The organism is Paenibacillus sp. FSL R5-0766, from assembly GCF_037971845.1.
GTDB lineage: Bacteria > Bacillota > Bacilli > Paenibacillales > Paenibacillaceae > Paenibacillus.
In genome coordinates this window covers 5,387,255-5,412,860 of sequence record NZ_CP150227.1, presented here as the reverse complement: position 1 = coordinate 5,412,860, position 25,606 = coordinate 5,387,255, and the positions used below count along the sequence as shown (strand labels likewise).

23 protein-coding genes, 9 tRNA genes and 1 rRNA gene are annotated in these 25,606 nt (G+C 45.9%); 30 read left to right on the top strand and 3 right to left on the bottom strand.

Translation table 11 applies throughout. The features are described 5' to 3' along the window. Positions 1–6 precede the first annotated feature (6 nt). From rrf to yajC, 18 genes are all read left to right on the top strand, one after another. A 5S ribosomal RNA gene (gene rrf, locus MKY66_RS23470) occupies positions 7–123 on the top strand. An 84-nt stretch (positions 124–207) separates the two neighbouring features. Beyond that, positions 208–283 (top strand) — tRNA-Asn (locus tag MKY66_RS23465). A 4-nt stretch (positions 284–287) separates the two neighbouring features. After that, positions 288–359 (top strand) — tRNA-Glu (locus tag MKY66_RS23460). Between the two features lie 122 nt (positions 360–481). Further along, positions 482–557, top strand: a tRNA-Val gene (locus MKY66_RS23455). Between the two features lie 17 nt (positions 558–574). Further along, positions 575–648 (top strand) — tRNA-Met (locus tag MKY66_RS23450). A 27-nt stretch (positions 649–675) separates the two neighbouring features. Further along, a tRNA-Asp gene (locus tag MKY66_RS23445) sits at positions 676–753 on the top strand. 23 nt (positions 754–776) lie between these two features. Then, positions 777–851 (top strand) — tRNA-Gly (locus MKY66_RS23440). Between the two features lie 6 nt (positions 852–857). Next, a tRNA-Arg gene (locus MKY66_RS23435) sits at positions 858–934 on the top strand. Positions 935–950: 16 nt separating this feature from the next. Then, positions 951–1,029 (top strand) — tRNA-Leu (locus MKY66_RS23430). Positions 1,030–1,036: 7 nt separating this feature from the next. Further along, positions 1,037–1,110 (top strand) — tRNA-Pro (locus MKY66_RS23425). A gap of 203 nt (positions 1,111–1,313) precedes the next feature. Continuing rightward, entirely contained in the window at positions 1,314–2,006 is a 693-nt protein-coding gene (locus tag MKY66_RS23420; RefSeq protein WP_076212537.1) for a BofC C-terminal domain-containing protein, read from the top strand. A gap of 331 nt (positions 2,007–2,337) precedes the next feature. Then, entirely contained in the window at positions 2,338–2,841 is a 504-nt protein-coding gene (gene ruvC / locus MKY66_RS23415) for a crossover junction endodeoxyribonuclease RuvC (protein WP_017686765.1), read from the top strand. After that, positions 2,838–3,452 carry a Holliday junction branch migration protein RuvA gene (ruvA, locus tag MKY66_RS23410; RefSeq protein ID WP_036616866.1) on the top strand — a complete coding sequence of 205 codons (615 nt, stop codon included), beginning with the start codon at positions 2,838–2,840 and terminating at the stop codon, positions 3,450–3,452. Before ruvC ends, ruvA begins: the two co-directional genes overlap by 4 nt. 55 nt (positions 3,453–3,507) lie before the next feature. Next, on the top strand, positions 3,508–4,518 hold the full coding sequence (gene ruvB / locus MKY66_RS23405; protein WP_076212534.1) for a Holliday junction branch migration DNA helicase RuvB: 1,011 nt from the start codon (positions 3,508–3,510) through the stop codon (positions 4,516–4,518). A gap of 106 nt (positions 4,519–4,624) precedes the next feature. Then, complete coding sequence (locus MKY66_RS23400) at positions 4,625–6,712, top strand: SpoIID/LytB domain-containing protein (RefSeq protein ID WP_143760338.1); 2,088 nt, start codon at positions 4,625–4,627, stop codon at positions 6,710–6,712. A 6-nt stretch (positions 6,713–6,718) separates the two neighbouring features. Then, entirely contained in the window at positions 6,719–7,747 is a 1,029-nt protein-coding gene (gene queA, locus MKY66_RS23395) for a tRNA preQ1(34) S-adenosylmethionine ribosyltransferase-isomerase QueA (RefSeq protein WP_076212515.1), read from the top strand. Positions 7,748–7,782: 35 nt separating this feature from the next. Next, positions 7,783–8,919: a tRNA guanosine(34) transglycosylase Tgt gene (tgt, locus tag MKY66_RS23390; protein WP_076212514.1), complete on the top strand. Its 1,137-nt coding sequence runs from the start codon at positions 7,783–7,785 to the stop codon at positions 8,917–8,919. A gap of 67 nt (positions 8,920–8,986) precedes the next feature. Beyond that, complete coding sequence (yajC, locus tag MKY66_RS23385) at positions 8,987–9,301, top strand: preprotein translocase subunit YajC (protein WP_076212512.1); 315 nt, start codon at positions 8,987–8,989, stop codon at positions 9,299–9,301. Between the two features lie 125 nt (positions 9,302–9,426). Here yajC and MKY66_RS23380 read toward each other — a convergent pair whose 3' ends face one another. After that, positions 9,427–9,819: a TIGR04086 family membrane protein gene (locus tag MKY66_RS23380; protein WP_076212510.1), complete on the bottom strand. Its 393-nt coding sequence runs from the start codon at positions 9,817–9,819 to the stop codon at positions 9,427–9,429. A 181-nt stretch (positions 9,820–10,000) separates the two neighbouring features. On the opposite strand from MKY66_RS23380, the gene MKY66_RS23375 reads away from it, so the two are divergent. After that, on the top strand, positions 10,001–10,759 hold the full coding sequence (locus MKY66_RS23375; RefSeq protein ID WP_256704262.1) for a DUF421 domain-containing protein: 759 nt from the start codon (positions 10,001–10,003) through the stop codon (positions 10,757–10,759). A 3-nt stretch (positions 10,760–10,762) separates the two neighbouring features. Here the strand turns inward: MKY66_RS23375 and spoVB are convergent, their stop codons facing one another. Next, entirely contained in the window at positions 10,763–12,355 is a 1,593-nt protein-coding gene (gene spoVB, locus MKY66_RS23370) for a stage V sporulation protein B (RefSeq protein ID WP_076212508.1), read from the bottom strand. Between the two features lie 227 nt (positions 12,356–12,582). Here spoVB and MKY66_RS23365 point away from each other — a divergent pair, with 227 nt between their 5' ends. The 6 genes from MKY66_RS23365 to MKY66_RS23340 all read left to right on the top strand — a co-directional run bounded on the left by MKY66_RS23365 (position 12,583) and on the right by MKY66_RS23340 (position 19,094). Further along, positions 12,583–12,822 carry a post-transcriptional regulator gene (locus tag MKY66_RS23365; RefSeq protein WP_036617497.1) on the top strand — a complete coding sequence of 80 codons (240 nt, stop codon included), beginning with the start codon at positions 12,583–12,585 and terminating at the stop codon, positions 12,820–12,822. A gap of 91 nt (positions 12,823–12,913) precedes the next feature. Further along, positions 12,914–14,164, top strand: a complete 1,251-nt coding sequence (gene secD / locus MKY66_RS23360; RefSeq protein WP_076212506.1) for a protein translocase subunit SecD — start codon at positions 12,914–12,916, stop codon at positions 14,162–14,164. Further along, positions 14,154–15,062 (top strand): protein translocase subunit SecF, encoded by a 909-nt coding sequence (gene secF, locus MKY66_RS23355; RefSeq protein ID WP_076212504.1) that lies wholly within the window; start codon positions 14,154–14,156, stop codon positions 15,060–15,062. The genes secD and secF overlap by 11 nt, the downstream gene beginning before the upstream one ends. Before the next feature lie 73 nt (positions 15,063–15,135). After that, complete coding sequence (locus tag MKY66_RS23350) at positions 15,136–16,095, top strand: cation diffusion facilitator family transporter (protein ID WP_076212502.1); 960 nt, start codon at positions 15,136–15,138, stop codon at positions 16,093–16,095. Positions 16,096–16,135: 40 nt separating this feature from the next. Further along, on the top strand, positions 16,136–18,544 hold the full coding sequence (recJ, locus tag MKY66_RS23345; protein ID WP_076212500.1) for a single-stranded-DNA-specific exonuclease RecJ: 2,409 nt from the start codon (positions 16,136–16,138) through the stop codon (positions 18,542–18,544). 37 nt (positions 18,545–18,581) lie between these two features. Next, complete coding sequence (locus MKY66_RS23340) at positions 18,582–19,094, top strand: adenine phosphoribosyltransferase (RefSeq protein ID WP_017686780.1); 513 nt, start codon at positions 18,582–18,584, stop codon at positions 19,092–19,094. A gap of 157 nt (positions 19,095–19,251) precedes the next feature. Here the strand turns inward: MKY66_RS23340 and uraA are convergent, their stop codons facing one another. Continuing rightward, the gene (uraA, locus tag MKY66_RS23335; RefSeq protein WP_076212498.1) at positions 19,252–20,565 is read right to left on the bottom strand and encodes a uracil permease; all 1,314 of its coding nucleotides are present in this window, start codon (positions 20,563–20,565) and stop codon (positions 19,252–19,254) included. A 374-nt stretch (positions 20,566–20,939) separates the two neighbouring features. Between uraA and MKY66_RS23330 the strand changes: the two genes are divergently transcribed. The 5 genes from MKY66_RS23330 (at position 20,940) to MKY66_RS23310 (ending at position 25,158) form a co-directional block, all read left to right on the top strand. Next, positions 20,940–23,117 (top strand): bifunctional (p)ppGpp synthetase/guanosine-3',5'-bis(diphosphate) 3'-pyrophosphohydrolase, encoded by a 2,178-nt coding sequence (locus tag MKY66_RS23330; protein ID WP_036616894.1) that lies wholly within the window; start codon positions 20,940–20,942, stop codon positions 23,115–23,117. 12 nt (positions 23,118–23,129) lie between these two features. Then, the gene (gene dtd, locus MKY66_RS23325; protein WP_076212496.1) at positions 23,130–23,591 is read left to right on the top strand and encodes a D-aminoacyl-tRNA deacylase; all 462 of its coding nucleotides are present in this window, start codon (positions 23,130–23,132) and stop codon (positions 23,589–23,591) included. 76 nt (positions 23,592–23,667) lie between these two features. Then, positions 23,668–23,835 (top strand): hypothetical protein, encoded by a 168-nt coding sequence (locus MKY66_RS23320; RefSeq protein WP_179088542.1) that lies wholly within the window; start codon positions 23,668–23,670, stop codon positions 23,833–23,835. Between the two features lie 265 nt (positions 23,836–24,100). Beyond that, a complete protein-coding gene (locus MKY66_RS23315; protein WP_076212494.1) occupies positions 24,101–24,607 on the top strand; it encodes a type 1 glutamine amidotransferase domain-containing protein in 507 nt (168 codons plus the stop codon). A gap of 104 nt (positions 24,608–24,711) precedes the next feature. Then, positions 24,712–25,158 carry a hypothetical protein gene (locus MKY66_RS23310; protein WP_076212492.1) on the top strand — a complete coding sequence of 149 codons (447 nt, stop codon included), beginning with the start codon at positions 24,712–24,714 and terminating at the stop codon, positions 25,156–25,158. Positions 25,159–25,606 lie beyond the last annotated feature (448 nt).

Sequence of the window (25,606 nt, the reverse complement as noted above, 5' to 3'; positions counted from 1 at the left end):
TACGCGTTTGGTGGCGATGGCGGAGGGGTTCCACACGTACCCATCCCGAACACGACCGTTAAGCCCTCTAGCGCCGATGGTACTTGGACCGCAGGGTCCTGGGAGAGTAGGACGCCGCCAAGCGAACTCTTTCATCATACATAGAAAACAGGCTCTGCATGTTGATGTTGTACGATGAATTGCATTTGCACTGCAAATGCATATTATTCCCTGATAGCTCAGTTGGTAGAGCACTCGACTGTTAATCGAGTTGTCACAGGTTCGAGCCCTGTTCGGGGAGCCATTAAGGCCCGTTGGTCAAGGGGTTAAGACACCTCCCTTTCACGGAGGTAACAGGGGTTCGAATCCCCTACGGGTCATAGCTATATTTATAGCTTCAACAAGGGATGAGAATCCCAAAGGTTCGTCGGAGGATATACCTCGTTAGCAACTGCTTCGCAGTCTCGAACGAAGTGAGAGTATCCCCTACGGGTCATATTATGGAGGCTTAGCTCAGCTGGGAGAGCATCTGCCTTACAAGCAGAGGGTCGGGGGTTCGATCCCCTCAGCCTCCACCATATAAACTTTATAACGACGCGGGGTGGAGCAGCCCGGTAGCTCGTCGGGCTCATAACCCGAAGGCCGCAGGTTCAAATCCTGCCCCCGCAATTATACTTTCCTTTGAGAAAGTGATCTGGAACCGTGGTGTAGTTGGCCTAACATGCCTGCCTGTCACGCAGGAGATCGCGGGTTCGAATCCCGTCGGTTCCGCCATTTTTATATTAATAATACCGTGTGCGGAAGTGGCTCAGCGGTAGAGCATCGCCTTGCCAAGGCGAGGGTCGCGGGTTCGATTCCCGTCTTCCGCTCCAATATTTGCGCCCTTAGCTCAGCTGGATAGAGCGTTTGACTACGAATCAAAAGGCCGGGAGTTCGAATCTCTCAGGGCGCGCCATTATAACTTCAAATTTGCCGGCGTGGCGGAATGGCAGACGCGCTCGACTCAAAATCGAGTGGGAAACCGTGGAGGTTCGAGTCCTCTCGCCGGTATATATAACGGGATGTAGCTCAGCTTGGTAGAGCACCTGGTTTGGGACCAGGGGGTCGCATGTTCAAATCGTGTCATCCCGATCTCTAAAAACACTGTCTATAATTAGATAGTGTTTTTTTATATTTATCTATATAAGATTCTATAAATGTAGGTTCTGGTGTTCACTATGACAATTTCTCTAAGCTAACACACGCGTGTTCCTTCTTCAGTCAACAAGTTAGTTGTGCATAAAGCCTCAATCTTTAGGTCACAATAGGTTTAAAAAGTGATAGAAGGGGTTCATGTGAACACGTTTAACTTCAGAAAACAATTCAAGAGACGCTGGCGAAGGTGGAAACGAACAGTATGGATGACGGCGGCTTTGCTTGCAGTTACGATATTGGCTTACAGCGGGTTGTCTATCTCATCGGCGATAGAGCGTTTGCTGACAACTAATTTTAGCGAGGCAACAAGTGTGATGGGTCCTGTTACGCAGGAAACAAGATCTGAACAGGAGATTCAGGCGTTAGTAGAGCAACTTGATTCTGATCCGGAACATTTAACGAGTGTGGTTTTGGAGACACAGTACATCTGCGGAGTGGAGACAGAGCAGTTAGGCAAAATGGCTAGACCGCAGTTGAAAATGCTGCTGGTTCAACATCCGGAATGGGATGCTACCGTTGGAACATCAGATGAGTTGCATTTGAAGCAACGTGTAGATGACCTTTCACCGCTATGTAAACAACAGGCTTATATCAGCATTGATGCTGTAGGGAACCTTAATTTGTACGAGGGAAAACCTGGAGAAGAGAAGGTTATTCGTACGTTCTTTCAATTGGATGTTGGGACATTGGAGAGTTCTTTGCCAGAAGGGGTACTGGAGCAATTGCAGCAGGGTATTCGGATTCAGGACAAGGATGAATATGATAGCGTAATCTCTACGTTCAGTGACTATGCCGTGGATGAAGACCATCATTTAATCCGTAATGGCGGGTAATCCAAACGTCCTCACCTACGGTATCAAAATTGTGAAGTACTGAAACGATGGTGGCAATAGCAATAACATTGGTGGTTTACGTAACCAAGCGATAGAATCTAAAATACGATACGTGGAATGTGGTGAAGGACATCGAAGAGATGTCCTTTTTGTCGTTTGAACTGAAATACATGAAAATACGTATAAACATGAAAATACGTATAAACATGTAAAAAATTCACGAATAAAGACGAGTAATCAGTTAGACAAAGTTTTTCCTGCCGCAGGGTCTATCTTTTGTTATAATGAAATGAACGATACATATGTTCGCTTTTGTGAGGGAGAGATGGTTTTGCGTTTTTTGGGAATTGACCCGGGGATTGCGATTGTTGGTTTTGGTTTTGTGGATAAAATCGGCAGTAAGGTGGTACCCGTACAATATGGATGTATTCAGACGGAAGCTCATACCCCTGAAGAGGAACGGTTGCTTCACGTATATGAAGGTATGGTGCAATTGATTGATAAATACAAACCGGACGCAGTAGCGCTGGAGAAACTTTTTTTCAATCGGAACGTTACAACAGCGATGTCTGTGAGTCAGGCTAGAGGAGTTATGGTACTCGCTGCCGCACAGAAGGGTCTGCCTATTGCAGAGTATACGCCAATGCAGATCAAGCAGGCTGTTGTGGGGTACGGTAAAGCAGAGAAGAAGCAAGTACAGGAAATGGTCAAAATGTTCTTGCGTCTTCAGGTCGTTCCTAAGCCGGATGACGTAGCGGATGCATTGGCTGTAGCCGTGTGCCATGCACACTCTTATACATTAAATTCCAAGTTGAATGAGGTTTTGCGAAAATGATTGATTTTCTAAGAGGACAGTTCATTCATGTAGAGAATGATTATATTGTGCTGGATGTTCATGGTGTAGGGTATCGCGTATTCTGTCCAAATCCATTTGCGTTTGCGAAGCAAGAAGGCGAAATTACCGTGTACACACACCATCATGTGCGTGAGGATGCGATGTTGCTGTTTGGATTTGTTACACGGGATGAGCAGCGTTTGTTCCGTAAACTAATTGAAGTATCTGGTATTGGTCCAAAAGTGGCACTGGGCATACTCGCTGGAGGTACACCAGAACATGTGGTTACGGCGATTTACCAGGAGAATCTTACGTTCTTGACCAAACTGCCAGGCATCGGAAAGAAGACTGCACAACGCATGATCCTGGATCTCAAGGATAAGCTGGATAGCTTTGGCGCGGCAGCGTATGCAACGGGGTTGTTCGCTCCTCCATCGGAAGAGTCGGGAAGTGGTTCAGCCTGGGATGAGGCACGTGAAGGTCTCAAGGCACTTGGGTATACTGACAGTGAGCTTGATAAAGTGTGGCTCAAATTGAAAAAGGATGTTACTACAGCAGATTCCGTTGATGTGTTGATGAAAAAGGCGCTGCAAATGCTGTTTACGGGATAATCCAAATTGCATATTATAATATAGCTGTAGCCTGCAAAAAAAGGTAGGGATGAACATGGATGATCGGATTATTTCCGCGAACCTGATGATGGAGGACCAGAATGTTGAGTTGAGCCTTCGTCCCCGGTATCTGAATGAATATATCGGGCAGAATCAGGTGAAGGAAAATTTAAAGATATATATTGAAGCTGCCAAATTTCGTAATGAGGCATTGGATCACGTTTTGTTATATGGACCACCTGGACTGGGTAAAACAACACTTGCCAATATTATTGCCAACGAACTGGGCGTTAACTTACGAACTACGTCGGGCCCGGCCATTGAACGCCCGGGTGATCTTGCAGCATTGTTAACCAATCTGCAGGAAGGCGATGTCCTGTTTATTGATGAGATTCATCGTTTGCATCGTACAGTTGAAGAAGTCATGTACCCTGCTATGGAAGATTCGGCATTGGATATTATGATTGGTAAAGGTCCAAGTGCACGTTCCGTTCGGCTGGATCTGCCGCCATTCACTCTGATTGGGGCTACAACGCGTGCTGGCTTGCTGTCTGCTCCACTTAGAGACCGATTTGGTGTTATCAGTCGCTTGGAATTCTATACGGTTGACGAGCTTGCTTATATCGTCTCACGCTCTACCGAAATTTTGGGTGTGGAGATTGTGGGAGATGCTGCGCAAGAGATTGCATTGCGCTCACGTGGGACACCGAGGATCGCCAACCGTTTGTTAAAACGAGTACGCGACTTTGCACAGGTGCGTGGTGACGGGATTATTACGCAGACACTGGCGGAAGAAGCACTGCAACGTCTCCAGATTGATCCGCGTGGCCTGGATGAGATTGATCATAAGATGCTCAAATCGATGATCAACAGCTTCCGGGGAGGCCCGGTAGGGCTGGATACAATTGCTGCTACAATCGGTGAAGAAAGTCAGACGATCGAGGATGTCTATGAACCGTATCTGCTTCAGATTGGTATGATTCAGCGTACACCAAGGGGCAGGATCGTAACAGATCTCGCCTATCGTCATTTGGGTCTTCCTGTTCCACCAAGAGACGGGAAATAATCAAATCTGTTGAACATGCTCATTTGAACGTTCACCATAAACATTGAAATAATCACATGTTAACCCGATATAAAAGTGAAGAAAATGCATGGAGAGGAGTCTGATTGTGGGAAAAGCAATACGAACGAAGAAGTGGAGTCGTCGATTGAAGGTACTGGCGGCAGCTCTTTTGACAGTAGGTTGTCTTCAAGTGCCTGCATATGCAGCAGGAAATGATGGACAGACGATCCGTGTAGCCATGTTTGCGAATCTGGGCAGTACGTATAAATCAACTACACCACTCATTACGCTTGAATCGACAGGACAATGGAGCATCCAATCGGAGAGCGGCGCAAATGTAAGCCTTCCGGCAGGGCAGGTTCGTTTCAGTGCAGATGGATTCCGAGTGAAAGTGTTGGAGACAGCGGATTTCAAGGTAGCATCTGCAGCAGCAAAATTGTTGCAGGCAACCGCAGATAAACCGTTGCTGTTCACAACGTCTGTGAATGGAAATGCCATTTACCAGCTCTACACAGGCAACTATGCAACGGAGGCACTGGCTGGACAAGCAGTTACACGAGTACAAAAGGTAGCAGCAGCTCAATTGGCTGGTCAAAAGCCAGCTGTAACGGGAAGTAAACGCCTGTCTGCTGGAACCTATGGTTCGATTCAGGAAGCAGAGGCAGCACAAGCCAACCTTTTATCAGCAGGGGTTAGCAGTGCCTATCCAGTCCTTCAACTGAGTGGAGGAAGCCAAGCCTATGCGGTATGGGTGGGTGAAGCTTCAACGGATGCGGAATTAACCGCATTGAAGAACAGTGTTGAAGCCAAAGCCCCAGGGGTGAGCCTTTCACCTGTCAACAATAGTGCAGGGCTCATCATCCGTCAGGATGCAGGATTAAGTACGGATGCACTGAAAACAGCTCCGCATTACACCGTTGCAGGTACTGAATCCAAAGCATTGGTACAAGGGAATGGCAATGGTATCAAAGTAGTGGAACGTTCCCAACGAACGTATCGTGGAGATATGGAAATCAGCATCGTAAGTGGTGATCTGGCGTTGGTCAACGTCGTTCCACTGGAGCAATACCTGTACTCTGTCGTAGGGGCAGAGGTGTATTCCTCCTGGCCTGCTGAAGCTCTGAAAGTTCAAGCCGTAGCTGCTCGATCCTACGCGCTTCAACAGGGTGAACGGTTCAAAATTGCGAATGTCGTGGATACAACACTCAGCCAAGCCTACAACGGGATTGGTTCGGAGAACGATAAAGTAACCAGTGCAGTGGATGCAACTGCTGGAGAAGTGGTCAAGAGCGGTGGGAAAATCATCGAAGCTGTATTCTCCTCCAATGCTGGCGGCCAGACGGCTCATCCTTCTGAGGTATGGAACGGCGGAGCAGGTGTGTTCACCAATGTGGTTAGCTCAGGGGATACATCAGCCCAGGCAGGATTACATACGTGGTACCATGTGCTGCTGGGTACAGGCGTTAGCGGGTACATTCGTGAGGATAACATCAAAGAATTAACGACCAAGACCAATGCGGGACTGGCAAAAGTGACGGTAACGGCTCAGAATACCAATGTGCGTGCCGTTCCGTTAATTCAATCCACCGTTGAACCTGTAGCCAAAATGAATCCAGGCAACGAAGCTGTTGTGTTGGCAAAAGTGGCTCAATCCAACGATTATGCTTGGGTAAGAGGACCTTTCACGTCTGCCCAGTTGGTTAAATCCCTTCAGGGTAAAACAACAGCGTCTGTTCCTGCTTCAATCTCAACCTTGGAAGTGACCAAGCGTGGACCTTCCGGAAGAGCACTTGAAGTCACTGCCAATGGACAGGCTATGACGGTGAAATATGCCGATACATACCGCTCTGCGCTCGGTGGATTACCGAGCACTTTATTTGATATTGCAGGGACCGGAAGTTATACTGTATTAGGCGCTGACGGCAAAACAACCAGTAAAACCGGCTCAAATGGTGCCTCTGTATTGTCTTCTTCTGGCGCAGGAACATCATCCAGTAATGCACTTGTGGTTATGAGTGGTGATGGTCAAGCGAGAGCGGTAACGCAGGGTCAGACCTTCATGTTCATTGGTCAGGGCAATGGCCACGGATTGGGCTTGTCCCAATGGGGAGCCAAAGGTATGGCAGATGAAGGGTATGATTACCAGGCAATATTGAAACACTATTATCAAAATGCGACTATTGTTAAGGAATGAAACTAAATGAATGTGAACTTATATGATTTTGAATTACCAGAGCAATTGATTGCACAGACGCCGTTGCTTGATCGCACGGCATCCCGGTTGCTTACCTTGAACAAAGATAGTGGTGAGATTAATCATCAGACGTTTCCCGATATTATCGATTTTCTGAATCCCGGCGATACATTGATTCTGAATGATACACGTGTTCTACCAGCCCGTCTATTCGGTACAAAAGAAGATACCGGAGCAAAAGCGGAAGTGTTATTGCTCAAAAATGTGGAAGGTGACAGGTGGGAAGCACTGGTTAAGCCGGGTAAAAAGCTGAAAGCTGGTTCGGTCATCGTATTCGGTGAGGAACTGAAGGCAATCATTGAAGAAGAGGGCGAGATGGGGGCACGTACACTTACGTTTACGTATGATGGAATCTTCCAAGAGATTTTGGACCGTCTGGGTGAGATGCCGTTGCCACCTTATATCAAGGAGACATTGGATGACCGCGAACGGTATCAGACCGTGTACGCCAAGCATGAAGGATCGGCGGCTGCACCTACAGCGGGACTGCACTTTACGGATGAATTGTTGGATCAGATTCGTGCCAAAGGTGTTAATGTGGCCTTCATCACGCTTCATGTAGGACTGGGAACATTCAGACCGATGTCGGTTGACGTTGTTGAAGATCATGTCATGCATGAGGAGTATTACTCTTTGTCACAAGAAACGGCAGATCTGATTAACCAGACCAAAGAGAATGGACACCGTGTTTTTGCGGTTGGGACAACGAGCTGTCGGACTTTGGAAACGGTAGGCAGCAAATTTGAAAATGGCATACTGCAAGCGAGCAGCGGATGGACCAGCATTTTCATCTATCCGGGCTATTCCTTCAAAGTGATCGATGGGATGCTTACGAATTTTCATCTCCCGAAATCCACGTTGGTTATGTTGGTTAGCGCACTAGCAGGCAGGGAACATATTATGCAGGCATATGAGGAAGCCATCCAAGAGAAATACCGGTTCTTCAGCTTCGGCGATGCCATGTTGATATATTAGTATAACGATTAACTTTTAGAGGATGATTAAAACCAATGGCAGCAATTACGTATGAACATATCAAAACTTGCAAACAATCCGGTGCACGTCTGGGACGTGTACATACACCTCACGGTGTTATTGAGACACCAACCTTTATGCCTGTAGGTACACAGGCGACTGTCAAAACAATGAGCCCTGAAGAGTTGAAAGAAATGGATGCTCAGATTATTTTGAGTAATACCTATCACCTGTTTCTGAGACCAGGACATGAAATCATCCGTGAAGCTGGCGGGTTGCACAAATTCATGAACTGGGATCGTCCAATTCTGACGGACAGCGGCGGATTCCAAGTGTTTTCTCTCAGCGAGATGCGCAAGATTACGGAAGAAGGTGTTAACTTCCGTTCTCATCTGAATGGAGACAAGAAGTTCCTTTCTCCTGAAGTGGCGATGGAAATCCAGAATGCACTTGGCTCCGATATTATGATGGCTTTTGATGAATGCCCACCGTATCCGGCTGAATATGAATATGTAAAAAAATCACTCGAAAGAACAAGCCGCTGGGCAGAACGTTGCCTCGAAAGTCACGCTCGTCCGCATGACCAAGGTCTGTTTGCCATCGTACAGGGAGGCATGCATGAAGATCTTCGCCGTCAGAGCGCTGCAGATTTGACTTCCATGGATTTCCCGGGGTATGCTATTGGTGGACTGAGTGTTGGAGAACCGAAACATTTGATGTATGGTGTATTGGATTATACGTTACCTTTGTTGCCGTCCAATAAACCACGTTATTTGATGGGGGTAGGTTCGCCCGATGCGTTGATTGAGGGATCTATTCGTGGAGTGGACATGTTCGATTGTGTTCTGCCTACTCGGATTGCCCGTAACGGAACAACGATGACCAGCCAAGGACGTCTGGTAATTCGTAATGCCAAGTTTGCAACTGATTTTGGACCATTAGATCCTGAATGTGATTGTTACACTTGTCGCAACTATTCCAGAGCTTATCTGCGTCATTTGATCAAAGCAGATGAAACATTTGGCCTGCGTTTGACAACGATCCATAATCTTCATTTCTTGCAGAATTTGATGCGTAATGTACGTAAAGCCATTATGGAAGATCGTTTGCTTGATTTCCGGGATGAATTTTTCGATCAATATGGTCTTCATGACAATGACAAAGGTTTCTGATTGAGCTTTTGACGAAACCGGCGTAACAAGCAATATCTGTATGTATAGTCGATAAGGGGGAGTTTGAATGTTTCAGGGAATGACTCTAGCAGGAACACAAGCGGGTGGAGGCATTGTATCTTTGATTGTACCTTTGGTACTCATGGTTGCAATTTTCTACTTCTTGATGATTCGTCCACAGAACAAAAAGCAAAAGCAACGGAATTCGATGCTGAGCCAATTGAAAAAGGGCGATAAAATTGTAACGATTGGTGGCCTTCACGGTACGATCGCTGAGATTACGGATGATGTGGTTGTATTGCGTGTAAACGATGTAACTAAACTGACGTTTGATCGTAATGCAATCAGCAGTGCTGTAGCTCGTGATACGGCTGTTGAATAGTTGCTGTAACATAGAATAACGAGGGTGCGTTTGTGGCGTATTCCCTAGTAGAGAACCGGATCTCCTTGGAGACCCGGTTCTCTTTTTTGATTTATGAGGGAAGGTCGATGTTCTTTACCTGTCAGTTAGGAGCGATGCGTATTAACACCGAACATGCCACCGAGAGCTGAAATGAAGAAAGCACTAAGCAGTTGTAAACTATCCTTCCAATTAAACGAAGCATCCAGCGCGAGAAATCCGATCAACAGCACAAGGAGTCCATATACGATTCCTGTAATGCCTCCGTAGTACCATCCTTTTTCACCAGAACGTTTGCCTGCCACAAAACCACCAATTAATAATGACAAGCCATGAACAACATAGGTATAGAGCGAGAGGTCCTGTTCCCGCATTCCGCTCATCCAGAGAAACAAGGAGAGAATTAATGCCCCGATAAACATCCATACAAAAGCCTGACAGAGGCCTGACAGAATCGGATTGGACACTCGAAACGAAACCAAGCGGCGGATCAATTGCATGAAACAACCCCCTTGTACAAGTTATAAGTTAATACAGTGTATGGTCAAGCCTTCGGACTTATGAACTGTTTTCCATTAAATGAACGGATTATTTCTGCATGAGCCTGTAAGGTTCAGGTCAAAATAGGGATTACACTACAGCTAACTGTTAAAAACTCAGTTTCGAAGGAGGACCCCTGTTGTGAACTTCCCAGATGTCGGATCACATATCTTTCGAACCATTCTCATGTACTTTCTGGTGTACTGTGCAATGAGGGTTATGGGTAAACGTGAGATTGGAAAGCTGTCCATGTTTGATCTGGTCGTGTCGATTATGCTCGCTGAGATGGCTGCCTTTGTTATTGCAGATATAGATAAACCCTTGTATCATGGGATTGCCCCCATGCTTACCTTGATCATTGTACAGATCGGAATGGCCTTTATTGGTCTTAAAAGTCGGCGTCTTCGCCTGATGATTGATGGCAAACCTACAGTTTTGATCTCCAAAGGCGTTCTTCACCGGGATGAGATGCGGAAGCAACGATATAATCTGGATGATCTATTGCAACAACTCCGTGAACAGAATGTAGACAGTATCGGTGAGGTTGATTTCGCTATTTTGGAGACCACAGGCAAGCTGACCGTTTTTCCCAAGGATGAGAATACTTCAAACGATAGCAATTCTTCCGGTTCTGACTCAGAAGATTCTTCCTCCAGTAGATCCAAAACGGGAAAAAATCAGATTGACGGATTTCCAAATATCAAATATGAAGGTCTACCACTCCCCTTAATTATGGACGGAAAGGTCCAGGATCAGAATCTGGAGATCATCCAGAAAACGAGATTTTGGCTGAAAAATCAAATTCAAAATAATGGAATTCTGGATTTCAAGGATGTATTTATATGCTCCATTGACCACAATGGGAAGATATATGTTAGTCCAAAAGATGATAAAAAATGAAGATCATTTGCCTGATCGGCGCTTGAACCATGAACCAATCAAAGGAGCACGGGACAGATCATGAAAGTCAATCATTTTGGTCCAGCCCATGACGATGAAATACACGATAAGCCCGACAAAAGGAGCGAGAAGCATCCTGACCCAAAAAGGCAATATCATTGCAGTCTCTTCGTATACGAGTAGGGTCGCTGCCCCCATGATAAACATTCCTGCGCCCGTCTTGACCCAATCCAACATTTTGAAGCGGAACTGTAGCAGTTTACGTACGCTTTGGGCATGTAGTAGGGTAACCACAGTAGAATTTACACAGATAGCAATAACCGCACCGAAGATGCCATACTCGGGCCGGGAAGCGAGTGTTAAAATTAAGGTGATTTTGATAACCGCACCGATAAACGTATTCAGCAGTGCTTTACCTGGACGGTCAAGAGCTTGTAACGCAGCTTGAAGAGGAGCTTGAATATAAATGAACAACGCAAAAGGAGCCATTAGCTTCAGCATGCTTCCGATCGATGCATCATTATACAGAACAAGACACATCGGTTCGGCAAGCACATACATAAATACAGAAAATGGAGCACCTGTCACAAGTGCCAAGCGTAATGCCTGATGCATTCGTTTGTGAATCAGTGCGCGATCTCCCTGGGCAGAAGCCTCGGACAGTGAAGGCACAAGTGATGTCGCGAGCGATGAGGTTAATGCCCCCGGCAACAGCAACAAAGGAATAATCATACCTTGTAATGCACCATATTGTGCTGTAGCAAGCCCTTTGGATATGCCTGCCAGAGCCAGACTTTGGGCAGTAACAATAGTTTCGGCCAGATAGGATAAGGAGCCAACCAATCGGCCTGCTGTAACAGGAATAGAGATTGCAAGCAAACGCCGGATTAATCCGGGCTGTGGAGTACCCGAAGGTTTGGTTGTGAGATTGGGCATGTTCTGTTGCTTAGCGAGCGGTAACTCTTTCTTCTGCCTGTTATACTTCCACAAGAGTACAAGCATACCGCCGAATTCTCCAACGAGGGCGCCCAGCATGGCACCAGCAGCAGCTTGGGCAATACCGTGGGGGAGGAGAAGCCAGGCAAACCAAATGACACAGACGATACGAATGATGGTTTCAACAATGGATGAAATGGCAGTAGGCATCATGTTTTGCTTACCTTGGAAATACCCTCTGTAAACAGCAGATACAGCGATAATGGCAATCATAGGGCTCATACTAACGAACGTATGGTACACCCGCTCATCTGTGAGCACGTACTTGGTAACCCAGGGTGCAAATAGGATGCACAAAAACATGAATACAACACCCAGAGTTAGCGTAAAGCTTAAGCTTACTTGCAGGATTCGCTGAGGGGAATAACGATTGGCACCGGTATCAGCTTCGGCTACGAGCTTGGCTACGGCGAGCGGAATACCACCCGTAATTAATGTCACCAGTACAATAAAAAAGGGATAGCTCAATTGGTAGATGCCAACACCTTCTGCACCAATGACTCGTGGCAGCGCAATGCGCGGAATGAAACCAAGTATTCGATTAATTATGCCTGCCGCGAGCAGGATCATGGCCCCCTGGATAAATGTCTGTTTCTTCAAGACTACCCCTCTTTCCCGGTTGAAAGTACAGGCTATCAACATAAACGGGACAAAGCCGTTGTTCTTCATCCTATGCCAGTCCTTTATCTTCTCATGACAACTTGGACACGATTAACAAAAAGAACCATAATCAGCAAGAAGGAATATGATCAGGCGAAGTCGAATCATGTAATATTGATGCCGCATAAAGGCTTGGATGTACGAAGGGAGGCTCCCCGTTGGAAGAAATGAATGATGTGGAGTTGGAACAGTCAATAGAGATGCTCTGCCGTAGCAAAGCGGAGGAATTAAGGCTTGTCGGTTACGAATATGTCACCAGCAAAGATGTCTGGAATTGCGTCAGTCATAAATATGAAAAACAGGGCATTCCACCGCTTCACCAGCTGGTGAACGACATTTTGTCACTGAAAGCAACAAGCTTTATGAACTTTATGACCGTGTCTGCATACCGGGGGTCCTCTTTCTAGACGAAAGGGATCTTTTTTGTTGAAAATTGACTGCTTTTTACGGCATCGCTATAATAGGAATATTGAGAACGAAAGGGGATCTAGGAACGGCATGAAAAGAATTATCAGTTTCATTCTGGTCGTGCTTGTCACCACAGGGGTAATGGTGGGAACAAGCCCGGAACTGCTCAAAAATATACGCTTGGGCCTTGATTTAAAGGGAGGCTACGAGATCTTATATGAAGCAGAGCCGCTCGAAGCAGGTCAACAAGTCACCAAAGCATCTTTGGTGCAAACGGCCAAAAGCCTTGAAAGCCGCGCCAATGCGCTCGGAACAAGCGAACCGGAGGTAACCACTGAAGGAAGCAACCGGATTCGATTGAAGTTGGCAGGGGTTACGGATGAGGCTGAAGTTAGAGCCAAAATGAAAGAGCCGGCTGTTCTGACCTTCCGTAGTAAAGCTGAGAACGACAAGGAAGGCGAATACACCAAAATTGAGCTTCGCGGAAATGAATTTGTTGAGAATGCAGCCAAAGTTGTGTTCACTCAATTGAATGAGCCGATGATTGACATTCAAGTGAAAGACAAAGCCAAATTTTCCGAGATTACCAAACGTTTGATTGGACAACCTCTCGCTATTTATTTGGACGATGAGCTGCTCTCTGCTCCAACCGTTAGACAACAGTTGACAGATGGTTCCGCTCAGATTTCGGGTGCTTACACACGTGATGAAGCAAACCAGCTTCGTGACACCATTAACCTGGGTGCATTGCCACTGAAACTTACAGAGAAGTATTCACAAAGTGTTGGTGCAACACTTGGTAAGCTTTCTCTGGATCAGACGATTAAAGCGGGATTGATTGGTTCCGTTATTATTCTAGTGTTCATGATTGGGCTTTATCGCATTCCTGGTATTATCGCAAGTTTTGCCTTGATTACACATACGTGGCTGGTACTTGCAATTTTCTATTTAGGAGAATTCGTGCTTACCCTTCCAGGTATTGCGGCGTTTATCCTGGGTATAGGGATGGCGGTGGATGCCAATATCATCACGTACGAACGGATTAAGGAAGAGATGCGCAGTGGTAAGTCGATCTTGTCATCGGTTAAAGCGGGTGGTAAACATTCCTTCCGAACAATCATTGACTCCAATGTCACAACCATTATTGCAGCCGCTGTTATGTTCTTCCTAGGTACAGGTGCGGTTAAAGGGTTTGCACTCGTGCTGATTTTTGATATTGTCACCAGTATTATCACGAATATTTTCTTCTCCCGCTTCCTGTTGACCCTGCTCGTACGGGGTAACGTGTTGAAGAAGCCTAAGTACTTCGGAGTGAAGGAGAGTGAAATTCGTGCGCTTTAATTGGAATTTTGATTATATTAAAGGAAGTAAAATTGCCTATACATTCTCGATCATTTTGACTGTAGTAGGGATTATTAGTTTGCTCTCACTTGGATTGAACTACGCCGTTGATTTCCGTTCAGGATCAAATGTGGATATCACCGTATCCAAAGCCATTACAGCGGAGCAAATCAATCCAATCGTGAATGAACTGGGTGTTGACACAAAGGAAGTCCAGATCACGACTGGATCTGATCGGGTTAATGTTCGATTCTCGAACGTACTGGATGAAAACCAAGAAAGCAAATTCAAGCAAGAATTTAGCAAACTGGATGAGACGGCTTCCTATGAAGTGAATACCGTTGATCCAGAGATGGCCAAAGAGCTTGAGCGTAATGCGATCTATGCGGTAATGATTGCCAGTATCGGAATCATGATCTATGTTGCGATTCGATTCGAATGGCGATTCGCTTTGGCAGCGGTTGTTTCCATATTCCATGATGCTTTCGTAGTTATAAGTGTATTTTCTATATTCCGTCTTGAAGTGAATCTGACCTTTATTACGGCGGTATTAACCATTGTCGGATTCTCGATCAACGATACCATCGTTATCTTTGACCGGATTCGGGAGAATCTGCGTTTCGCCAAAAAATCAACGAAAGCTGATCTGCGTGAAGTGGTCAACCGGAGTTTAGCCCAAACGATGACGCGCTCGCTGAATACAACATTTACTGTATTTATTGCTTCACTCTGTTTGTTTATTTTTGGTGGAGAGTCTATTCGTATGTTCTCTCTGGCGATGGTGATCGGAACATTCTTTGGTGCCTATTCTTCAATCTTTATCGCGGCACCATTATGGTTCACGCTCAAAGGTAAACAAGTGGATAAGCCAAAAACAGTAGCTAAAGAATCTAACTAAACATCTTATTGTGAAGCCGCGTCTGCCAGGCGCGGTTTTGCAACTTTATGTACAGAATTAAGGGGGAATATTCATGACCAGAGAACATATCCCATCTGCCCAGGCTGCCACATGGAGCGGTATTGCCGGTAATATGGGACTTGCGGTGATCAAAGCGGGAGTCGGTTATATGGCAAACAGCAAATCATTGCTCGCTGACGGCTTATATTCTGCTTCTGAAGCTGGTTCTGCCCTGGCTGGTCTCTTTCCCTCCAAGTCTGTACGCGATAAGAGCAAGGCTCGCAGGGAACGCTTTAAAGAACATTCACGTGTTGCTAGACCCGGGATCTCAGTATTGTTATCTGTGCTGATCCTCATGGGTGGTTTACAGCTTGCCATCTCCGCATTGGGTAGTCTCTCCGGAATTGAACCGGAAGCACCCGGCAAGTCGGTGCTTTTGGTGGCTGTAGCAGCTCTGGCTGTGAAAGAAGCGATTTTTCAATTTCAGTACAGATATTTCCGTAAACGAAACCAGTCTCAGGCGCTGGCCTATGCACAGCAACATCGCCGTGCACTCTATTGCTCGCTCACTGTGTTAATCGGCATTATAGGATCCATGGCTGGTGAAGAGACGGGTTTGAGCATGCTGCTCTACCTGGACCCAACGGCTGCGTTGATTGCTTCCTGTTTTGTGCTTCACAAGGGTTACCGAATGATTGTGGACACAGTCTATGGCTCACTCGTTCAGGAGCTGGAGCAGGAAGAAGCCTCAGATTTCAGGGAGACCGTACAGCGGGTATATGGCATCATTACCATTGAGCATTTGGTTGCACGTGAACAGGAACATGACGTTACGATTGAGCTGGTCATTAGTGTGAATCCGAGAATCTCAATACTGGAAGCACAGGAGATTGCTAATCGGGCCAAGACTCTACTGCTAACCCGTTTCAGTCATGTGAAAGAAGTACAGATTCAAGCGATACCTTATGATCCAGGCTATCCTTATAAATCCAATCATGAACTGCCCGATCACGAAGCGACATTAATTCAGTAGTGAAGCGCGGGTCCAGTAGATCAGGAAAGGAGCGTTATCATTGCTTTATTCGCAATACCGGTGGAATACACCGAATATCGATCTGGAGGCGGCTGCGGGACTCTCGCAGGCGCTTTCCGTTTCACCCCTTGTTGGACGTTTGCTTGTGAGTCGAGGAGTGCACAATGAGAAGGAGGCCGAACGTTTTTTGCATCCTGATCTGAATCAGATGCATGATCCGTATCTGCTACTCGGCATGAATGAAGCTGTCCCTCGAATTAAACTGGCTTTGGAGCGGGAAGAACATATTTTAATCTATGGGGACTATGACGCCGACGGCGTATCCAGTACAGCGCTGATGATCCACCTGATGCGTCATCTTGGGGCCTCGTATGATATATATATCCCTCATCGCTCGAATGAAGGGTATGGTTTGCACAACCATGCGTTGGATTGGGCCCATCATCAAGGCGTTTCATTGATTATTACCGTGGATACCGGAATCAGTGCTGTTGAACAGATTGCCTATGCGGCAACGCTGGGCATCGAGGTCATTGTGACAGACCACCACGAACCACCTGAAATTTTACCGGAAGCTTACACGTTGATTAACCCTAAACTTCCGGGATGTCCTTATCCTTTTAAAGGTTTGGCCGGAGCGGGAGTAGCCTTGAAGCTCGCTCAGGCATTGATCGGGGAAGTGCCCGGTGAATGGATGGAGATTGCAGCCATCGGCACCGTGGCCGATCTGATGCCTTTGGAAGGGGAGAACCGGGTTATCGTCAGTTATGGAATAGAATCCATGCGTGGCTCGCGTCTTCCAGGTGTAAGTGCATTGCTGGAAATCAGTGGTGTGGATCAGAGTCAGGTGACTTCAATTAATATTGCCTTTGCCATGGCGCCTCGTATTAATGCCAGTGGACGTTTGGATCATGCGGGACGGGCGGTGTCGCTGCTCACAACTGAGAATCTGGATGAAGCTCATACGCTAGCCGGTCAGCTTGATCTATTGAATCGGGAGCGGCAGCAAGTCGTAGAGGGCATATTACAAGAAGCAACTGCACAGTTGGAACAAAAGATACAGCTTCGTTCAGGATCCGTTCCAGATGTAATCGTATTGGCTGGGGAGGGCTGGAACGTCGGAGTGGTTGGTATCGTGGCTTCCAAATTGCTGGAGCGTTATTACCGACCTACACTTATCCTTGGGATCGATCCAGAGAGCGGTGTCTGCAAGGGCTCTGCGCGCTCCATTGAGGGCTTGGATATCTATCAGGCACTCACAGTCAATAAACACACTATGGATCATTACGGAGGACATCCGGCTGCTGCAGGGATGACCCTGCATCGGGATCAACTGGAAGAACTTGAGGCGGGCTTAAATGAGTTTGCTGCAACCGTGTTGACCGAAGAGGACTTTGTACCTCAACGTCTTGCGGATGATGAATGCAGAATTAGTGATGTTCCGCTGAAAGTGATCCAGGAGATCGACAGATTGCAACCTTTTGGGATGAGCAATCCTTCGCCCCGGTTTGTATTGAGAAGTGTGACTGTGAAGGAAACCAGAACAATGGGACGAGAGAAGCGACATCTGAAACTGGTTCTGGAACAGGATGGTCAGCAACTGGAAACCGTTGCTTTTGGCAAGGGAGCGTTAGCAGAGTTTCTTCTCCCGGGTTCCGTTATTGATGTGATGGGGGAACTGTCTATCAATGAATGGAATGGGATGAGAAAACCTCAACTAATGCTTCAGGACATTCATGTTCCTCAGGTCCAAGTGTTTGATTTACGCGGTAATGCCGAGCCACTAAATGCAATGAAGCATTTCTTGAGCTCACTTGAAGTGCACCTGCGATATAAATCAGGTTCTGTTGGTGCTATTGTTCGGAAAGAAACAGATGTTTCCGAGGGAAATTCATTGTATGAACCTTGCCTTTGGGTATATGATAGAAAGGTCGGGTTATTTCCGTGTAATGCTGCTGCACAGCATTATGGACAGGAACAAGTCCGGACGTTATTTGTGTTTGATACGCCGGAAACCCCGGAACAACTTGATGCCATGCTGGCTTTGTTCAGTGGAGCTGAGAATATCATCCTTCTGCACGGATCAGGCAACCGCCGAGATCGCCTTCAGATGCCTTCCAGAGAACTCTTTAAGCGTATTTATATGCAGGTGTTGAAATGGAAAGCTGAACCCGTGGAAGAACAAGAGATTACTCCTGTGCTCAGTCGTCAGTGTGGTTGTTCGCCGCGCATGATTACGATGATGTTGGATGTATTCGAAGAGTTATCCTTCATTACCCGTGATAACGGCAAAATTGCGTTTGTGGATAACCCGCCTAAGCGTGAACTAACCGCTTCACGTCACTATCAGGCACTCGAAAATATGGCTGAGATAGAACAGGTGATGCTGGATGCAGCCACACCGCAACTGACACAATGGATGATATCCCGGATGAAGGGCGTATCTTAGATGGAAGTTTGTGTATTTATTTTAGGAGGAGATTATTTTGGATTTTAAAGATTATATTCGTGTCATTCCTGACTTTCCACAACCGGGAATCAGCTTTAAGGACATTACAACATTGTTGAAGGATGGAGAAATGTACCGCAATGCGATCAATGAACTGAAAGTGATGGTTTCTGATCTCAAAATTGACGTTATTGCTGGACCTGAAGCACGTGGTTTCGTTGTGGGCGCCCCTCTGGCATATGCTCTTGGTGTCGGTTTTGCTCCGATTCGCAAAAGTGGAAAACTGCCAGGAGAGACGATTGAAGTTGGTTATGATCTCGAGTATGGCAAGGATACACTCGCGATGCACACAGATGCGATTGAAAAAGGTCAGAATGTCCTGATCGCAGATGATCTGCTCGCAACGGGTGGAACGATTGCGACTTCCATCAACTTGATTGAACAATTGGGTGGGAAAGTTGTTGGTGCTGCCTTCCTGATCGAGCTGTCTGATCTGAATGGTCGTGCTAAATTGCCTGAAATCGATGTATTCACATTGATGAACTATTAAGCTGAAATCTCCACATGTATCGCTGTGATGAAACATTGAATTGTTTTTCCGTTTCCCGGGAAATAATATACAGCATTAATGATTATCAAAAAGCCTGTTCTTCCAACCGTAAGGTTAGGGAGAACAGGCTTTTTGATGTGTATACGATGGAAATTAATCAGGTGTTTTTTTCAGTAATAGGCTGTTTTCTGGAGTCTTCATTCAACCAACCCAGCACTTCAAAAAGCTTAAACAACAAGCTCATCAGGATTCCAACGATGGTTGCGAGTGCCATCCCTTTCAGATGAACGCCGTAGAAGATAACTTCTGTACCACTCAGTCCGATGACCAGTACAAGTGTAGTGAGAATCAGATTGGTTGGTTTGGCAAAGTCAACTTTCTGTTCAACCAGAATACGCAGACCGGATGCCGCAATTACCCCGAACAGGAGCAGGGATACGCCGCCCATAACGGGTACAGGAATGTTGGCTACAAGCGCCGAAAATGTTCCTGAGAAGGAGAGTACGATTGCAATAACCGCTGCGCCTCCAATAACATATGTGGAGTATACCCGAGTCAGAGCCATAACACCGATGTTCTCGCCATAGGTTGTATTGGGAGTAGATCCTACAAAGCCGGACAGTATGGTGGATACGCCGTTACCAAGCAGGGAACGATGAAGCCCAGGGTCCTTCGAGAGATCTTTGCCTACAATGCTGCTCGTTACAAGCAAATGTCCAATATGTTCTACAATAACCACAAGCGCTACAGGTAAAATGGTAAAGACAACAGACCAGTCAAATGTAGGAGTGGTTACGGTTGGTAGTGAGAGGAAATCAGCATTTCCAATAGCCTGTTTATCAACCAAACCCATAGAATAACCAAGGATATAACCCACTACGATACCGATTAGAATATGAATGATTTTGGGGAATCCACGAAATGTTACGGCACCAATGACAGTGATCCCGAGCGTGGCCATGGAGAGTATAATAGGTTTTGCCTGAGGAACCCAGTTGGGATTAGCTAGCGGATCGGAATTAATCAATCCGGCCATACCAGCTGCAACAGGTACAAGCTCCAGACCGATCAAAGCAACGATGGCACCCATAACTGCCGGTGGGAATACCACGTTAATCCAGCCTGTTCCGACATATTTCACAATGAGAGCTACCAGACAGAAAACAAGTCCTGTTATGATAAAGGCGCCAAGAGCCATCGAGTAACCGTTCTCTGGATGTTCTTTTAATACCATCGTGACAGGAGCAATAAAAGCAAAGCTGGAACCCAAATAGGCGGGGATTTTTCCTTTACACATCAGTATGTACAGCAGGGTTCCAATTCCGTTCATCAGCAATATCATACTAGGGTCGACACCGAACAGGTTCGGTACAAGCACCGTACTGCCAAACATGGCGAACAAATGCTGAAGGCTAAGCAGTGAACCTGAGCCGAGTGGCATCTTTTGATTAACCTGAATTTCGCGTTGCAATGAATTTCATCTCCTTTTCCGAAACACAAACTTTCAATAGATTACAGAGTTTCTCTTAATTAAGCAATAACATTTTTGACGTAGCAGAGCGATGGAATTTATATTTTCATGAATTTTCCTTCTATTTCAGCAAATAACGGCAATAATACATAAGAAAATAAGAAATACATCCAATCCCCTGTGAGTCATAGGGAAACGGGTTAGAAGTAATTCAGATCACCAATATAAAAATTGGATAAGCGCTCTTATTCGTCAGCAGTTGACGGGAAACGGGCGAAGCGTCATAATTATAGGAAATTACTTTTACGGGGAACCTGTGTTGCAGCACTGTCACGGGTTCCATTTGGTATAGAAAGGACACGGAACAGATCAGAATGGGCATAGAGCAATTACTCGAGAAGGCCGGGGCATATATCAAAGAACCCGATCTGGTGCGCATACGAGAAGCTTACGAATTTGCTGATCAGGCCCACCATGGACAGACGCGAAAATCGGGAGAACCGTATATTCTGCATCCGCTTGCGGTTGCCGACATTGTTGTGAACATGCAGATGGACACCATCTCCATAATAGCAGCGCTTCTTCATGATGTAGTAGAAGATACTACGGTCTCACTTGAAGAGATTCGCAATCATTTCGGCAATACGTGTGCCATGCTTGTTGACGGCTTGACGAAGCTGGAACGTATTCAGTTTCGCTCCAAGGAAGAACAGCAGAACGAGAACTACCGCAAAATGTTCATCGCCATGGCGCAGGACATCCGTGTCATCGTGATTAAATTGGCTGACCGTCTGCATAATATGCGGACACTCAAGTTTCAGTCGGAAGAAAGCCAGCGCCGGATTTCATATGAGACGCTGGAAATTTTCTGTCCGATTGCAAACCGTTTGGGTATCTCTGCAATCAAATGGGAAATGGAGGACATCGCCCTCCGTTATTTGAATCCGCAGCAGTATTACCGAATTGCAAACCTGATGCACAAAAAACGTGCAGAACGGGAGCAATATATTGATACGGTTATGGACGGAATTACGAATAAGCTCGATGAGATGGGAATTCAGGCAGACCTTTCGGGCCGCCCGAAACATATCTACAGCGTGTTCAAGAAAATGACCACCAAAAACAAGCAGTTTAACGAAATTTATGATCTGCTTGCCATTCGTATTATTGTGGATAATATCAAGGATTGTTATGCTACCCTGGGAATTATACACACGCTATGGAAACCGATGCCTGGACGCTTTAAAGACTACATTGCTATGCCGAAGGCGAATATGTATCAATCGCTTCATACAACGGTAGTTGGTCCCAATGGCGAACCAACGGAAGTACAGATCCGGACATGGGATATGCACCGGACTGCTGAATTTGGTATTGCTGCCCACTGGGCCTACAAAGAAGGCGCTGCGAACGGAAATCATTTTGAAGATAAGATTACGTTCTTCCGTGAAATTCTTGAACTTCAAAACGAAGCACAGGATGCTTCGGAATTCGTAGAATCACTTAAAATGGATTTCTTCTCGGATCTGGTATTTGTATTTACGCCAAAAGGAGAAGTTATCGAATTGCCGATTGGCTCTGTTCCTTTGGATTTTGCTTATCGAATCCATACGGAGGTTGGTAATCGGACCATTGGTGCCAAAGTAAACGGTCGGATTGTTCCGCTCGATTATCATCTGAAGACAGGTGATATCATCGAAATTTTGACGTCCAAACATTCTTACGGACCAAGCCAGGACTGGATGAAAATTGCGAAATCTTCTCATGCACGAGCGAAGATCAAGCAATGGTTCAAGAAGGAACGCCGTGAAGAAAACGTTGAAAAAGGTCGGGAAAGCTGTGAGCGTGAACTGAAACGCATGGGGCTTGATCCTTCTGCGTGGATGACCGATGACAAGTTGATGGAAGCTGCCAAAAAATATGCGTTTAACGATATTGATGACATGCTTGCGGCTGTTGGATTCGGTGGGATTACTGCTGCACAGATTGTAACCAAAGCAACCGAAAAACTGCGTAAAGAGCAGGAAGAGTCCAGTTTGCTGGAATTAAATTCCGAGATGCGCGAGCTGAAACCTGCACCTGAACGCAGAAATCGACCAACCAACGGTATTCGTGTCAAAGGCATCGATAATCTGCTTGTTCGATTTGCACGATGCTGTAATCCTGTACCTGGAGATGACATTATCGGATACGTTACACGTGGACGCGGCGTTTCCGTACACCGTAGTGACTGTCCGAATATCCCGACAAGTGCAGACGGTGAAGAAGCAGCACGTGTTATTGAGGTCGAGTGGGAAGAGAATATCGAAGCAAGTTACAGTGTGGATATTGAGATTACAGGCCATGATCGGAATGGCTTGCTCAACGAGGTACTTCAGGCTGTATCCGAAAGTAAAACCAATATATCTGCCGTTACAGGACGGACAGATAAAAATAAATTAGCATTGGTGCACGTCACAATTCTGATTCGTAATACGGATCATCTGCAATCCGTTGTAGAACGGATCAAACGTGTGAAAGATGTCTATTCGGTGCATCGGATTATGCAGTAAGGAGCCTGTAAGATGAGGGTGCTTGTACAACGTTGTAAAGAGGCTCAGGTGACCGTGGGAGACGAGCTTACAGGTAAGATCGAATCCGGATTAATGCTGCTCGTAGGCATTACCCATGAGGATACCGAGAAGGATGCCCAGTATCTGGCTGACAAAGTTAGTGGGTTGCGGATATTTGAGGATGATCAGGAGAAGATGAATCTCAGCCTGCTTGATGTAGGCGGTGCTGTATTGTCTGTTTCCCAGTTCACCCTGTACGGAGATTGTCGCAAAGGAAAGCGTCCGAGCTTTGCGGCTGCGGCCCGACCTGAAGCGGCAGAACTGTTATATGAAACATTTAATCAACTACTACGGGATAAAGGTATTCCGGTTGAAACCGGGCGTTTTGGAGCGATGATGGATGTAACATTTACCAACTGGGGACCCGTGACTTTGATGCTTGAAAGTCCGGTTAGTCAGGAACCACGTGCATAATTTCATAGGGTTCAGGCCATAATAAGTGATAATTCGTTGATGACTATTTCATGATCAAAGGAGTATCCATCCAATTATGCGCCAATCTGCGAAAGAAACACGTAACCGTACAGAACCTTTGTTACTCCCTGGCAACCTGTATGAGTCATTGCACCTTGCCCGTTCGGCTGCTGAGTATGTTGCAACGATCTGGGCACTTCAGGATTCGGACAAAGGGAAGCAGAGTCATCTTCCGCGATCTTGAATGTTTACACAGGTATATAAATATCCGATATTTGGATTATACAGATTCTAAAAAGTCCTGATTCCTTCCCGAATCAGGATTTTTTGTCGTGAGTTGATTATTTTAAGTATTCGTTTGACGACTTCGTTACAAAATGAAATTAGATTGAATTGTTATAAATTGCTCTGGTGAGGGTAATAACAAAACGAGGCACAACGAAGTGCCAATGTACTGCAAGACCCGATTTTATAAAGAAAGTTCGAACACGGAAAGGAGAACATACGTTATGAGTAAAGTTGCTTTTTTATTGGCGAATGAATTTGAAGATTCGGAGATGCAGGTCCCGTATGACGAAGTGAAAAAAGCTGGACATGAAGTGGAGATTATCGGATTAAAAGCCGGTGAGACCCTTAAAGGTAAAGGAGGAAAGGCCTCCTATACCACAGATAAGGCGATTGGTGATGCATCCGCTTCAGATTATGATGCAGTCGTGATTCCTGGTGGATCATCCCCAGAGAATTTGCGAACGGATGCGCACATCTTGAAGTTTGTCACCGAGATCAACAGTGCGAAGAAACCAATTGCAGCGATCTGCCATGGTCCGCAAATTTTGGCTAGTGCCGGTCTGTTGAAAGGCCGCACCATTACATCCTATCCACCACTTAAGGATGACATGGTAAACGCAGGAGCAGAGTTCAAGGATCATGAGGCCGTTGTGGATGGAAACTATATTACATCCCGAACACCCGAAGATGAGCCAGCGTTTGTACGTGAACTGCTAAAAGTTATATAACTTCACCCAGTTCAACTGACATACATGGATGTATCTTAACTACGTTACGTCGTGACGTTTACAAACTTCACGTTGCATTTCATTCCGAAAAAGGAGGGTTTGACATGACAAAACATATTCAGGCGTATTTTCGAACCGAAGACGAGGCAGAGGGCGCAAGAACTTCACTTCAGACGTTCCGTACAGAGCATTTGGAAGTAGGTCAGCTCGATAGTGCGATAGGTAGAGACACGCGTGTTATGGTGCCACTGGTGCCTTATAATACAGCAGGTGGCGTAGGTACCAACGGAGCTATGGGTGTAGGTGCAGCCCCGGGTGTTCCAGCCAGCGAAAATGTGATCCCTGTGGTAGCCAATGTGGACCGTGATGCAGAACGGGATACTCGTGACAGAGTGAATGAGGATGGAGACATGCTGAATGCTGCGGATGTGTCTTCGGCCGATTATGATGATCTGCATTATGTTCTGTCTGCCAAAGTAAGGGATGAGGATTATGACGAGATTGTCCATAAGCTTCGTTCCAACCATGCCTATGTGGAAGAGTTGAATTAACGTGTAGATACTTCTAGGCCCTTGCACTGCTTGACTACCGAGTCGAGTAATGTACAAGGGTTTTTCAATTATAAATATATTAAAAAACACAATTATAAAGCGCTATCATTTTTGTAATATTACTGTAATATTAGTTACATAAGCCTTTAACATAGTGGGCTTATAATAACACACATGACCCCCTTTTTTTATATATCCTTTGAGCCTGCACACCGTGTGCAGGCTATTTTTTTTGAGCTGAGAATGTGTATGTTTTGGGCAGAGCTTACCCCTTTATTCAATTTTTGCTAGAATAGAGAGATGGGTTTATATATTCTACAGCGAATTGTTTTCATAGTTGGGCTACATTGGACGGTAAATCTAGCTCCAGCGATTGGGTTCAGGCGAATCCAATCCTATGACAGAGAGTATGAGGAACTCATCGCCAGAGTGATCCGTCATATTCCAG

What these genes read in the sequence shown, in the direction of transcription:
- queA (WP_076212515.1), top strand. Translation starts at nt 6,719, where the DNA reads ATGAATGTGAACTTATATGATTTTGAATTACCAGAGCAATTGATTGCA.
- MKY66_RS23350 (WP_076212502.1), top strand. Translation starts at nt 15,136, where the DNA reads ATGACCAGAGAACATATCCCATCTGCCCAGGCTGCCACATGGAGCGGT.
- MKY66_RS23330 (WP_036616894.1), top strand. Translation starts at nt 20,940, where the DNA reads ATGGGCATAGAGCAATTACTCGAGAAGGCCGGGGCATATATCAAAGAA.
- ruvA (WP_036616866.1), top strand. Translation starts at nt 2,838, where the DNA reads ATGATTGATTTTCTAAGAGGACAGTTCATTCATGTAGAGAATGATTAT.
- MKY66_RS23380 (WP_076212510.1), bottom strand. Translation starts at nt 9,819, where the DNA reads ATGCAATTGATCCGCCGCTTGGTTTCGTTTCGAGTGTCCAATCCGATT.
- ruvB (WP_076212534.1), top strand. Translation starts at nt 3,508, where the DNA reads ATGGATGATCGGATTATTTCCGCGAACCTGATGATGGAGGACCAGAAT.
- MKY66_RS23315 (WP_076212494.1), top strand. Translation starts at nt 24,101, where the DNA reads ATGAGTAAAGTTGCTTTTTTATTGGCGAATGAATTTGAAGATTCGGAG.
- tgt (WP_076212514.1), top strand. Translation starts at nt 7,783, where the DNA reads ATGGCAGCAATTACGTATGAACATATCAAAACTTGCAAACAATCCGGT.
- MKY66_RS23320 (WP_179088542.1), top strand. Translation starts at nt 23,668, where the DNA reads ATGCGCCAATCTGCGAAAGAAACACGTAACCGTACAGAACCTTTGTTA.
- dtd (WP_076212496.1), top strand. Translation starts at nt 23,130, where the DNA reads ATGAGGGTGCTTGTACAACGTTGTAAAGAGGCTCAGGTGACCGTGGGA.
- MKY66_RS23310 (WP_076212492.1), top strand. Translation starts at nt 24,712, where the DNA reads ATGACAAAACATATTCAGGCGTATTTTCGAACCGAAGACGAGGCAGAG.
- MKY66_RS23365 (WP_036617497.1), top strand. Translation starts at nt 12,583, where the DNA reads ATGAATGATGTGGAGTTGGAACAGTCAATAGAGATGCTCTGCCGTAGC.
- yajC (WP_076212512.1), top strand. Translation starts at nt 8,987, where the DNA reads ATGTTTCAGGGAATGACTCTAGCAGGAACACAAGCGGGTGGAGGCATT.
- secD (WP_076212506.1), top strand. Translation starts at nt 12,914, where the DNA reads ATGAAAAGAATTATCAGTTTCATTCTGGTCGTGCTTGTCACCACAGGG.